This window comes from Corynebacterium yonathiae, assembly GCF_027570195.1.
In the GTDB taxonomy this organism is placed as follows: domain Bacteria; phylum Actinomycetota; class Actinomycetes; order Mycobacteriales; family Mycobacteriaceae; genus Corynebacterium; species Corynebacterium yonathiae.
The window spans coordinates 1-12,022 of the sequence record NZ_JAKMUZ010000025.1; the positions used below are offsets into that span (position 1 = coordinate 1).

Here is a 12,022-nt window from a genome sequence, read left to right on the forward strand (position 1 = left end):
TCACGAGCGGGTGCGGGGCGGGCGATATAAAGAACGCTCGGTTTTAGGCCTCTACGGTGCTCTCACCGTTGCCGGATGCGGCAGCCGCGGATTCACCGGCCTGCTCCTCCTCCTGCTGCTTGAATTGCTTGCGCAGCATAAACAGCTGACGGACGGTCTCTTCCTTCACGCCGTCATTCATGGCGTTGAACATCTCGCCGCCCTCCTTCTGGTACTCCACCAACGGGTCGCGCTGCGCCATTGCACGCAGGCCAATGCCCTCCTTGAGGTAGTCCATCTCATAGAGGTGCTCGCGCCACTTCTGGTCAATGATCGGCAGAATAACCATGCGCTCGGTATTGCGCATTTGCTGCTCGCCGCCAATTGCGGTCACAGATTCTTCGAGCTTGTCGTACTCGTTATTGGCGTCCTCTACCAAAGCGTCGCGAAGTTGCTCGGCAGAAAGCTCACCTGGGGAACCATACTCGGAGCCTTCTACCAGCTCCTCGTGAGAAATGGTTGGACCGTACAGGGAGTCCAGCGCATTCCACAGCGCGTCCAAATCCCAGTCTTCCACGTAGCCGGTGGCGGTAGCACCAGCGACGTACGCGGAGACGGTGTCATCGATCATGCCGCGAATATTGTGCTGAATATCGCCGGCATCAAGAATGTCGTGGCGGGTAGCGTAGACCACCTTGCGCTGCTCGTTGAGCACCTCATCGTATTTGAGGACGTTCTTACGCATCTCAAAGTTCTGGTTTTCCACCTGGGCTTGGGCGCCCTTGATGGAGTTGGAGACCATCTTGGCCTCGATGGGGACGTCGTCCGGCACATTGAGGCGGTTCATCATGTTCTCCATGGACTGGCCTACGAAGCGCACCATCAACTCATCGCGCATGGACAGGTAGAAGCGGGTCTCGCCCGGGTCTCCCTGGCGGCCGGTACGACCACGCAACTGGTTATCAATGCGGCGGGACTCGTGGCGCTCGGTGCCCAGCACGTAGAGGCCACCAGCCTCGCGCACCTGGTCGCCCAGTTTCTTGGAGCGCTCCCTCTCGGAATCGATTTCTGCTTCCCAGGCTTCCTGGTACTTCTCTTCATCCTCGAATGGATCCAGGCCGCGCTCGCGCAACTTCTCATCGAGGATGACCTCAGGGTTACCGCCAAGCACGATATCGGTACCGCGGCCGGCCATATTGGTAGCCACAGTTACCGTGCCAGGACGGCCAGCACGGGCGATGATCTGACCCTCTTCCTCGTGGTGCTTAGCGTTGAGCACGTTGTGCTCGATGCCGCGCTTGGATAGCAGCTGCGATAAATACTCGGAGCGCTCCACGGAAGTGGTACCGACGAGTACCGGCTGGCCGGACTCGACGTGCTCGGCAATATCGTCCACCACGGCGGCAAACTTAGCTTCCTGGGTCTTATAAATGCGGTCGGAGTGGTCCGCACGCTGATTCGGCTTATTGGTAGGAATCGGCACCACATCCAGGTCGTAGATGGAGTGCAGCTCGGCAGCTTCGGTCTCTGCCGTACCGGTCATACCGGAGATCTTTTCGTACAGGCGGAAGTAGTTCTGCAAGGTAACGGTAGCCAGCGTCTGGTTCTCGTTCTTGATCTCTACATGCTCCTTGGCCTCGATGGCCTGGTGCATGCCCTCGTTATAGCGGCGACCGGCCAGCACGCGGCCGGTAAAGCCGTCCACGATCATGACTTCGCCATTGCGAACGATGTAGTCCTTATCGCGGGCGAAAAGCTCCTTGGCCTTCAAGGCGTTGTTCAAGTAGGACACCAGCTGAGAGTGCTCAGGGGCGTAGAGGTTATCGATGCCGAGCTGATCCTCGACAAATTCCACGCCCTCTTCCAGTACACCGATGGTGCGCTTTTTGTGATCCACCTCGTAGTGGATGCCTTCACGCATGCGCGGCGCCAGCTGGGCGAATACGTTATAGAACTGCGAAGAGCCGTCTACCGGGCCGGAGATGATAAGCGGGGTACGGGCTTCATCGATGAGAATCGAGTCAACCTCGTCCACGATGCAGAAGTTGTGGCCGCGCTGCACCACATCGCTAAGGGAGCGGACCATATTATCGCGCAGGTAGTCAAAGCCCAGCTCGTTATTGGTGCCGTAGGTAATGTCGCAATCGTAGGCAGCCTTGCGCTCAGGCGGACGCATTTCGGACAGAATGACGCCCACGGACAGGCCGAGCCAGCGGTGGACACGACCCATCATCTCAGCGTCACGCTTTGCCAGGTAATCGTTAACGGTCACGATGTGGACACCCTTGCCCTCAAGGGCATTGAGGTAAGCCGGCAACAGGGAGGTTAGGGTCTTGCCCTCACCGGTGCGCATCTCGGCAACGTTGCCGAAGTGCAGGGCCGCGCCACCCATGATCTGCACGCGGTAGTGCTTCTGATCAAGGACGCGCCAGGCCGCCTCGCGAACGGTAGCAAACGCCTCGAGCAAGATGTCATTCATCTCTTCGCCGTCTCGCAGGCGAGTCTTGAACTCGTCGGTCTTTGCCTTAAGCTCGTCGTCCGAAAGCTCCGCGTACTTATCCTCAAGGGCAATTACATCGTCTGCCATTTTGCCCAGGCGCTTGACCGTACGGCCCTCACCCGCGCGCAGCAGCTTGGAAAGTCCAAACACGGTTAGTTAGTCCTTCTAGTCGCGACAATAAAGTTAACTCGTCGCTATTGTACTCATTTGCTTTCACAAAGCATCTCCCGCCTAGGGCCTAAGGCAGGACCACATCCCCGACAACCCCCTTTAAAGCATGGAAAGCCGCTTGCCGAAGTCGCCTCTCCCCCAACACACAAACGACCCCACTGCGAAAGTGCAGCGGGGTCGGCGCCCTAGGAAAGTGTGAAACCTTTAGGCTTCAGCATCTTCCGATAGAGAGATGATGCCGTAATCGTAGGCGTGGCGGCGATAGACCACAGAAGGCTTATTGTTCTCCTCGTTGACAAAGAGGAAGAAGTCGTGGCCCACCAGCTCCATCTCGCTCAAGGCATCATCCACACTCATTGGAGTAGCGGGGTGCTCCTTGGTACGCACAATTTGGCCGGGGCGGATATCCTCAACGGTCTCGGCATAAGGGTCAACGTAGCGCTCCTCCTTGGCGCGTTCGGCTTCCGCTTGTGCCACCATTTCGGCAGCAATCTCGCCGGTACCCTTCTGCGCACGGTGACCGCTCTTTACGTTTTCGCGGCGCACCTTCACCTTACGCAAAGAACGCTCCATCTTGCCCAAGGCGGTTTCAAGCGCAGCATAGAAGGAATCTTCCTTGGCTTCGGCGCGAGCAATATGTCCCTTGCCAGTAGCTGTGATCTGGATGCGCTCCGCTTCGGAGTCACGGCGCGGATTCGGCTCGTGCTGCAGCTCCACATGGAAGAAAGTCAGAGTGGGGTCTAGGCGTTCAATCTTTGCCAGCTTGTCATTGACTCGCTCTTGGAAGTGTTCGGGAACCTCAACGTTGCGGCCCGTAATCGTTACCTGAGCTTTATTTGGCTGGGACATTGAAATGCCTCCCTTAAATAGTGGGGACTAGAATCGATCACAGTAACTATCTCACTGTGACACTACTCATGATACCACTGGTTATGACCTGATCTGGCGAAATTTCCATACGCTCCCCCACCTCGAGGGTAGAAGCCACCCTTATCTAGGCATCCGCAAAGACCAATGCTCCGCAAACCTCTATCCCCACGGCCCGCAGAGCAGCGATGCTCGCGGCAAGGGTGGCGCCGGTGGTAATGACGTCGTCGACAAGCAGAGCAGGAGCCGGCCCTACAGGAGCGCGAACACGGACTCGACCCTGTAGGTTTGCCCACCTATCCTGCGCATTGAGCTCGGACTGGTCCGTGGTGGACTGGCCCATGGTGAGAGCCGCGCACACGCACACCCGCTGCTGCTGTGCTGCGGCCTGGCACACGGCAGCTACCGGATCGCCCCCGCGAGACCGCGCCGAACGGGGCCGGGTCGGCGCAGGAACAAGGATGTATTCACGTGGGATATCGCCACGGGCGCTCAAGAAATCTAGCCCGGCCGCAAAGACTGCCCCCACATATGCCCGAACCGGCCGGTTGCCGCGTTCCTTCATGCCAATGATGATGCGGCGGCGAATATCGGAATAAGGGCCAAGGGCATAGACGGGCGCTCCCAATAGCTGGGGCCGCGCCACAGGGAAGGGCGGACGCCGCAAGTGCTCACGGCACTGTGCACACATTATCTCGCCCGCTGCGCCGCAACCAGCGCACGCCCGCGGGAAAATAAGCTCCCCCAAGCTCATAGTATTGCCTCTCCCCAGCCGCGCAGGCCCTCCGGCGGCTAATTAGAAACAATAGGGGAAGAACGCCGGCCCTGCAGACCGGAGACCTCGCGCCAATTGGTCTCATCCATCACGGTGGAAGGAAGCTCAAGCATAGCGTGAGAATCAGTAATAAAGAGCTTGGTAGGCGAGGTAGCCACGGCTACCACGGGAGCGGTGATATTGCCGGTAGGCATGGTCGAGGCCGAGGACCCATCCTGCTCGATGCGCCATACGGGCGACTGACTCGAGGACGTGCCAACAATTAGCGAGCCATCCGCATTCCAATCCAGCGATAGCGCCGACCCGGAAACTTCTGGGCCGACCTCGCGTGCGTTAACGATGTGCTTATCGCCGCTGCTGGCTTGCGCCACGGCCGCGATATATACGTGGCCATCGATGATCATTGCCACTCGCGCACCGCTATGGGACAAGCGGATGACGGAGATCTCACCCTCTATGTCGTCGATACTGCGCGCATCTACCTCGGATTCGGAGATACGCCCGGTGGTTTTGGACCGCACCACGCGTACGATGCGGTCTCCATCCACCACGGTCCAGGCGGCCTGCCCGTTGTACTCGAAGGTCGGCCGCGCCAGCGTGCGACCATCCACCGAATCCTGCATATGGCCATCGAGCTCGCCCATCTGCAGCGAGAAGTCGTTATTAGATTTGCGGCGCACAGCCGCAACGAGGCCGCTATCGGCAACATCTACGGATTGCACGTCGCCACTGCTGCCCAGCGTGGATTTCACGGGCTCGGCCACGCCATCATCTACCTCTAGCAGGTTGCCCTCATTAAGGGCATAGAGCTTAGACAAAGAGGTGCTGCTCTCCTCTGGATTATAATCCGCGAAGTCATCCACGCTCAGGCTATCCATGCCCTCCACCAAGTCACCACCATCGGCCTTGACCCTGAAGGGACCGGTATGACCGGCTTCCGAAAGTGTCCACACCAACTGGGCGGCAAAAAGCGTGCGGTCATGGGCGTCCAGATCCACCAGACCCTCGAATTGGTAGCCCTGTTCGCGGTCATAGCCGGCATAGGTGACGTTCTCCGCCGCCGCGCGGTGGGTGGCGGGGGCAATGCTGGCTGAAGGCCCCTCCATCAATAACGTGATGAGCGTCGACTCCGATTGCTCGCCGCCCTTGTACAGCCAGCGGCGATCCGGAACCAAGACGTCATCGCTCTGTTTATAGAAGTACAGGGATTGCGGGGTGTAGTGGTTGCGCATCTCATTGCGCTCCATCACCACTCCGGCCGGCAAGCCGTCGACGCGCCACCTATCGTCTTGCATCTTCATATAGATGACGGCCTCGTAGCCCTCATTTTCCGGGACGTAGGCGCCGCCAGATTTCAGGCGGCCGATGATGGTGCCGCGCACCGTGAAGGCGCGTTCATTATCCTTCGAACTCTGCTTACTTGCGGGCGCGGTAACAATATCGAGGCTATCGACGACCAACACATCGCCGCTGGCGTCCCAAGCTCCGCGGGCAGTATCCGTGAGAAAGCCGCGGGCGACCTCGTGATCATTTCCAGGCACGGCCGAAGCCTGGTAAAAATCGCGCAGCGTCAGGTCTGGATCATCACCCGGCTGTGGGGCAATAACTTCCTCGGGGCCATCGTTTTGCTGTTGATAGGTCCCGACCACCTGCGGACCGGTGTTATGCGGCAGGGTGGAACAACCGCTGACGAAAAGCACGGCCGCAGCGGTACTGACCACCGCGGTTTTGCGATAGCTTGCTTTAAACACGCTTATTTCCTCCTAGCCTCAAAGTCTGGGGCCTTATAGGCGCGCCTATCCGGGGCAGCCACGCCGCGGTTAAGCTCTCTCTCCGAGGGCCACAGGATGCCATCGCCCTCTGCCTTGCCAGTGGCGCCCTTTTCGCTCTTTTCGACGTGCGGTGAGCTCATGCCCGATGAAAGGGCCGGCGTTGCAGAGGCAGATCCGGCATCCGGTTCATCGGCGCTCGTGCCCTGTGTTTCGGAAGATTCAGCCTCAACCTCTGGCACCTCGGCGGCCTCCCCAGTGTGGGCGACGGGTGCTCCGGGAATCTCCACCTCAATGGGAGCCTCGCCCACCTCGGTATTCGGGGTGCGCGGAATAATGAGACGAAAGCGAGAGCCGAAGCCCTCGTAGCCGGTGGCGTCCAGCGTGCCGCCGTGCAGGACGGCGTCCTCGCGGGCGATAGCCAGGCCCAAACCGGTGCCGCCGGAATGGCGCTTGCGGGAGGAATCGGCACGCCAGAAGCGGTTGAATACCAGCTCCTCCTGACCAGGTTTCAAGCCCACGCCTTGGTCCGTAACGGTAACACCCACCGCAGTGTCCGTGGTTGCGACGTCCACTGCCACCGGGTTTCCTTCCGAGTGGTCAATGGCGTTGGCTAAAAGATTGCGCAAGATGCGCTCGAGGCGGCGGGAGTCAGCCTCGACAGCGATACGCTCATCCGGCAAGTTGAGCTGGACCTCCACGTCGAGCTCGCGGGCCAAATGCTCAACCTGCCCATAGGCTGCCTCCACGCACGAGCGCAGGTCAATGGCCGCCGTAGACAGGTCTGCCACACCTGCATCGTGGCGGGAAATCTCTAGCAGGTCCGCGAGCAAATCCTCGAAACGGTCGAGTTCGCTCGACATCAGACGGGAAGCTCGCTGAGCACCGTGCGGTAGGCTATCGCTTTCCGCTTCAATCATGTCTGCGGCCATGCGCACTGTGGTCAAGGGGGTGCGTAGCTCATGAGAGACGTCGGAAGTAAACTGCCGCTGCAAGTCGCCGTACTCTTCCAGCTGCGCAATTTGGGAGGAGAGTTTATCGGCCATGTTATTGAACGAAGCAGCCAAGCGACCCATCTCATCATCGCTATCAACGGCCATACGCTCCTTCAGATGGCCGGCTGCCAAGCGCTGTGCAATACGCGAAGCTGAGCGAATCGGTGTAATAACCTGCTGGGTGGCCAGCCAGGCAATGCCCACCAGCAGCACCACGACTACCACGCCGGCCGCTGAGAGCAGGCCGCGCATCAACGCCATGGTGGATTCTTCCGACTCCATGGACAAAGCCAAGTAAACCTGGGTATGGGGAATATCGGTATCGGTAGGCGTGCCTACGAGCAGGGCGTTGTAATGATCCCCATTCTCGCGCGGGGCCGGGAAGTACTGTTGCGCAATCTGGCCTTGATCGACCATCTCCCGGAGTTGATCCGGCACAGGGAAATCCTCTGGTGAGGTGGTAACCGAGCCATCCTGATTTTCCACCACGATGACCGGTTCATAAACCGCCTGAGCGTCTCCCTGTTGGGCGGAGAGCTGGCCCAACGCAGCACGCGCAGAATTAATGCGTACTTGCACCGAGTTAGCGGAACTGGTGGCGTCAATCTGCTGCTCTACGGCCGTGCGGGCGCGTTCTAGCTCCTGCTGGGCCACATCTTCCTTCTGGCTAACCAGGCGCTGGGTCAGCACGGAAACCAACGCATAGGCCAAGATGATCATGACCACCGAGGAGGCGACCAAAATCATGCCGATGACGCGCGCCTGCAAAGAGGTGCGCCACGTTGTAATAAAGGCGTCTCGAATGCGCCTTAGACGCTCAATAATGCCGATGGTCCTTACTCCCCGGCGCCAGCCTTGCCAGTCTTATACCCCACACCACGCACGGTCAGCACGATCTGCGGGTCTTCCGGATCGTGTTCAATCTTGGCGCGCAGGCGCTGGACGTGCACGTTAACCAGGCGCGTATCAGATGCATTGCGGTATCCCCACACGGATTCCAGCAGGGATTCACGCGTGTGCACCTGGCCTGGGCGGCGCGCCATCTCCAACAACAGGTCAAATTCCAGCGGAGTCAAGTTCAGCTCCGTGCCATCAGTACGGCGCACTGTATGCTCCGGCACGTCAATGATGAGGTCCGCTACCTCTAGAATTTCGGACTCCGCAGATTCGGTGCGGCGCAAGCGCGCGCGGATACGAGCGATGAGCTCCTTGGGCTTGAACGGCTTGGTGATGTAATCATCCGCGCCGGATTCAAGACCTAGCACCACATCAACCGTATCCGTCTTAGCGGTCAGCATAACAATCGGCACGGAAGATTCACGGCGGATGGCGCGGCAAATATCCACACCATTCATCCCCGGCAGCATGAGGTCTAGCAGGATAAGGTCCGGCTCGTGTTCCTCAAAGGCGGGCACGGCGTTATTGCCGTCCATGACCGGAATGGGCTTGAGTCCCTCGGACTCGAGCACGATAGTCAGCATCTCCGAGATAGCCGGATCATCATCGACTACCAAAATCTTGGGCGCCACGTTTTATTCTCCTACAAGGTCTTTTATCGCTGAAATAATAGTATCCGCATTGGCTGTAGCGATCCAGCGTCCACCCCAGCCCGCATCTGCCAAGCGCCGGTAGGCCGCGGCTGTGCGTTCCTGCAGCCCCTCATCGCGCTCGTAGCGGTCGCGTTCCCGGCTAGCGTCTGCTTGGGCTCTTGCCTGCGCTCTTTCCGACGCCACCTCTACCGCCGTATCCAGATAGACCTGTAAGTCCGCCTGCGGCAGACCCAAAGTGCCGAATTCAAGCTCGTGCACCCAGTCAATCACCGCATCATCTTCGAGTCGCGCCGCTGAATATGCTGCATTAGAAGCTACGTAACGATCCAGCAGCACCACGGTATCCGTGCCCTTGGCGCGCTGGAGCTTTTCCTTTACGCCATAGCGGTCTAATGCGAATAGAGTTGCCATGCCAAATGCCGAATCCGTAAGGTCTCCCATCTTTCCGTAGAGCGCCTTTTGGGCCAGTTGCGCGTGAATTGAATCGGCATAGCGCGGGAAGGCGATAACTTCCACGGGCCGGTTCAGCGACTCCTTGATGGTGGAGACCAACGTATTCTTACCGGCACCGTCGATGCCTTCGATGCTTATGAGCATAGGTGTGGGCTATTTTCCCTTCTATTATTTCTGCGGCAAGGCCACAGCTGTGGGCAGCAGGAGTGGCCTAGGACAGGGCCTCAATAAACGCTTCGAGGTCATATTCTTCCTCGACGTCTTCGAGGACCGCGAGGGCATTTTCCGTCAAGGTTTCACTACCAGAACCCACCAGTTCCCTAATATAGGGGTAGTCTTCGACGACCTCGCCTGCACTAAAGGGCGCACCGGCCCAAATGGCGGCAATGGTAGCCGCTGCTTGAGCGTTTTGTTCTTCTTCCTCACTGAGCTGTGACTTGCTATGTGCTACTTCGCAGGCATCCTCAACGGCACGAATTACCCCTTCTTCGTCGAGGTTTGCCATTTCGTCCAAGAAATCGACGTTGAGGTCCGTGCTGAAAATATCTTCGTCCCAAGTACTCACTTTTGACTCCTTCGGTGCTTTCAGCGCCATTTATACACGCTTTCTCATTTAAAGAAAGCAAGCAATGAAAAGGTTTGCACGTCTTTCTGTGCCCGCGAACTGCCTTTTTGTTTACTTATCACAGATTTGCGCCGCCGTCGCAATGTTTCCCAAACATGATAGTCTCGTTACCAACTTGTTACCGGGGTTCTATTCCCCCTCCTCTGGGACACTAACGCCCCCTCGTAGAAAGGACAGCCACGATGAAGCCAGATTCGCGCCGCGTCTACGCGTTCATTGTGGCCGGACTGATCGCCGCAGCCGTCGTCGGATTCTCCGTCTGGCGCATGAGCTCGCCGAGCCCTCACTATTCCAGTGCCGCGGATCAGTCCGCGACCACCTCCGTCTCCCCGACCCACACCGCTACCGAAGAGAGCACCATCTCCTCGACGGAACATTCTCCCTCGAAGAAGCACTCTGCACACGCTTCGAGCCCCAGCGCTTCGTCCGGCGATGCGAAGCACCAGCAGCAGCACAATAGTGACCCCTTCCTCGCCCCCAATGCGGTAATGCGCCCGCAGGCGGCCACCCAGCCCACCAAGGTCTACCGCCCGGAGAATATCTCTCCGCAAGTCACTGCCTCGCAGGGAAATAACAGCACCCAGGGTGGTCAAGGTAGTGGACAAGGCAATCAACGCCTGACGCCTGATTACCCAAGCAACCAGAATGGCTCGCAGTCTACCGCTTCCCCGCAAGGCAACCAGGGCGGCAACGGCAACACTGGCGGTACCCCTGCACAGACCACCACTGCCCCGTCGACCCCTCAGCCTTCTCCTGAGCAGCCCACGGAACAGGACAATGCAGGCGAGAGCGAAGACAAGGGCACCCCAATCCCGGCTGAGGAGCAAGCCGGCACTGACAAGCTCGAGGTGGAAAAGGAAGAGGAAGTCCGCTCCGGCCACGCCGCCGCAGAAAAGCCTGCCGCCGAGCAAAACCAGGAGCCGACCGACTTGGCGCCTACCAAGCAGGCACCGGCCACGGCTCAACAGGCTCCGCGCGAAGCTACTCCTTCGCGCTAGATTGACACCTGTTCTCGGCTTAATTGAACGAAACAAGCACGCTTCGCAAAATCCACAGGGATTCGGAGAAGCGTGCTTACGCGTACTAAGTAGGAGTGGAGCAGGAACTAGGCGCGGGCGACAAAGAGGTCAGCAGCGTCGCTTTCCGCAGTGGCGGTGACTAGCCCCTCGGAGGCAGGCAGCCAGACTGCCAGACCCGGAGTGATGGTGAGGGTTTTGCCGTCAGCATCGGTGAAGGTAGCGGATCCTGCGGTACACAAGGCAATGGTTGGGCCATCGTAGTCTAGGTCCACGGAGGATGAGCCGGTCAGCTCCACGCGGTCCAGCAGAAATTCCTTGATGGGGACGGGATAGGACCATGCGGCGGCATCGTGAACGCTATGTTGGGCGGATTTATCCTGCTGCTGAACGCGCGGCTCATCAGCGGCGGCGTAGGTCAAGACCTTGACCAGTTCTGGAACGTCAACGAACTTAGGCGTGAGGCCGCCGCGCAACACGTTATCGGAGTTAGCCATGATTTCTACACCGAGGCCGGAAACATAGGCGTGCAGCTGCCCGGCATCCAAGTAGACGGCTTCGCCGGGAGAGAGTTCGATGTGATTGAGCAGCAGGGCGCCTAGCACACCGATATCGCCCGGGTAGCGCTGGTTGAGATCCAGCACCGTGGACATAACGCGGGCCTTCCAATCGGAAGAGTCGGCGGCGATGAGGCGCTCGCCTGCGGCGACGATTGCAGCGATTAGCTCTTTACGCTTGGCGGAAGGAATGGTAATCCACGTGGTGAAGAGGACGCGCAGGTTGGCGGATTCGGTAGCATCCGAGGGGTCGTCGTCAAGCATAGCCACGTAGTGATCCAGCTCGGGGCACTCTAGGGCGGCAAAAAGCTCGCGGGTGCGAGCTAGTGGACGGAAGCCGGCCATGGCATAAAAATCCGTGAGCGCGACGATGAGCTCGGGCTTGTGGTTATCGTCTTTATAGTTGCGATTGGTCGCAGTGAGTTCAATGCCGGCAGCGCTTTCGCGGGCAAAGCCCTCCTCTGCCTGTTCCTTCGACGGATGCGCCTGCAAGGAAAGTGGTTCCTCGGCCGCAAGTATCTTAAGGAGGAAGGGCAGGCGCTCGCCATACTCGGCAGAAACGCGGCTGCCAAGCTGCCCTGCTGGATCCTCAGCGATGACCTCATTGAGCAGGCGGCCGTCCACCGTGGATGGGTCACCGGGGTGAGCGCCGAACCACAGCTCAGCGACGGGCTTATCAGCATCGGGCTGGCCCTGCAGGTGCGGAATGAGGGTACGCGAGCCCCAGGAATAGTTGCGGGTGGCGCTGTGCAACAGCTGCATGTG

9 protein-coding genes and 1 pseudogene are annotated in these 12,022 nt (G+C 59.0%); 1 reads left to right on the plus strand and 9 read right to left on the minus strand.

Annotation, left to right across the window (positions count from 1 at the left end):
* Positions 1–43 precede the first annotated feature (43 nt).
* The 8 genes and pseudogenes from secA to L8V22_RS10925 form a co-directional block, all read right to left on the minus strand.
* Entirely contained in the window at positions 44–2,629 is a 2,586-nt protein-coding gene (secA, locus tag L8V22_RS10890; protein WP_238802232.1) for a preprotein translocase subunit SecA, read from the minus strand.
* A 225-nt stretch (positions 2,630–2,854) separates the two neighbouring features.
* Positions 2,855–3,499 (minus strand): ribosome hibernation-promoting factor, HPF/YfiA family, encoded by a 645-nt coding sequence (hpf, locus tag L8V22_RS10895; protein WP_238802231.1) that lies wholly within the window; start codon positions 3,497–3,499, stop codon positions 2,855–2,857.
* Positions 3,500–3,644: 145 nt separating this feature from the next.
* On the minus strand, positions 3,645–4,271 hold the full coding sequence (locus L8V22_RS10900) for a ComF family protein (protein ID WP_238802230.1): 627 nt from the start codon (positions 4,269–4,271) through the stop codon (positions 3,645–3,647).
* 38 nt (positions 4,272–4,309) lie between these two features.
* Positions 4,310–6,043 carry an MtrAB system accessory lipoprotein LpqB gene (gene lpqB, locus L8V22_RS10905; RefSeq protein ID WP_238802229.1) on the minus strand — a complete coding sequence of 578 codons (1,734 nt, stop codon included), beginning with the start codon at positions 6,041–6,043 and terminating at the stop codon, positions 4,310–4,312.
* Positions 6,044–6,333: 290 nt separating this feature from the next.
* Positions 6,334–7,803 (minus strand): annotated as a pseudogene (mtrB, locus tag L8V22_RS10910) (MtrAB system histidine kinase MtrB); the annotation flags it as partial.
* A gap of 89 nt (positions 7,804–7,892) precedes the next feature.
* A complete protein-coding gene (gene mtrA / locus L8V22_RS10915; protein WP_269966544.1) occupies positions 7,893–8,585 on the minus strand; it encodes an MtrAB system response regulator MtrA in 693 nt (230 codons plus the stop codon).
* A 3-nt stretch (positions 8,586–8,588) separates the two neighbouring features.
* Positions 8,589–9,203 carry a dTMP kinase gene (locus L8V22_RS10920; protein ID WP_238801292.1) on the minus strand — a complete coding sequence of 205 codons (615 nt, stop codon included), beginning with the start codon at positions 9,201–9,203 and terminating at the stop codon, positions 8,589–8,591.
* Positions 9,204–9,270: 67 nt separating this feature from the next.
* The gene (locus L8V22_RS10925) at positions 9,271–9,624 is read right to left on the minus strand and encodes a DUF4259 domain-containing protein (protein ID WP_238801291.1); all 354 of its coding nucleotides are present in this window, start codon (positions 9,622–9,624) and stop codon (positions 9,271–9,273) included.
* A gap of 242 nt (positions 9,625–9,866) precedes the next feature.
* On the opposite strand from L8V22_RS10925, the gene L8V22_RS10930 reads away from it, so the two are divergent.
* Positions 9,867–10,682: a hypothetical protein gene (locus tag L8V22_RS10930; protein WP_269966545.1), complete on the plus strand. Its 816-nt coding sequence runs from the start codon at positions 9,867–9,869 to the stop codon at positions 10,680–10,682.
* A 107-nt stretch (positions 10,683–10,789) separates the two neighbouring features.
* Here L8V22_RS10930 and manA read toward each other — a convergent pair whose 3' ends face one another.
* On the minus strand, positions 10,790–12,019 hold the full coding sequence (gene manA / locus L8V22_RS10935; protein WP_238801288.1) for a mannose-6-phosphate isomerase, class I: 1,230 nt from the start codon (positions 12,017–12,019) through the stop codon (positions 10,790–10,792).
* Positions 12,020–12,022: the final 3 nt, after the last annotated feature.

Bases quoted from the DNA above. Each gene is read 5' to 3' on its own strand.
- hpf (WP_238802231.1), bottom strand. From the start codon at position 3,499: ATGTCCCAGCCAAATAAAGCTCAGGTAACGATTACGGGCCGCAACGTT.
- L8V22_RS10900 (WP_238802230.1), bottom strand. From the start codon at position 4,271: ATGAGCTTGGGGGAGCTTATTTTCCCGCGGGCGTGCGCTGGTTGCGGC.
- L8V22_RS10920 (WP_238801292.1), bottom strand. From the start codon at position 9,203: ATGCTCATAAGCATCGAAGGCATCGACGGTGCCGGTAAGAATACGTTG.
- L8V22_RS10930 (WP_269966545.1), top strand. From the start codon at position 9,867: ATGAAGCCAGATTCGCGCCGCGTCTACGCGTTCATTGTGGCCGGACTG.
- manA (WP_238801288.1), bottom strand. From the start codon at position 12,019: ATGCAGCTGTTGCACAGCGCCACCCGCAACTATTCCTGGGGCTCGCGT.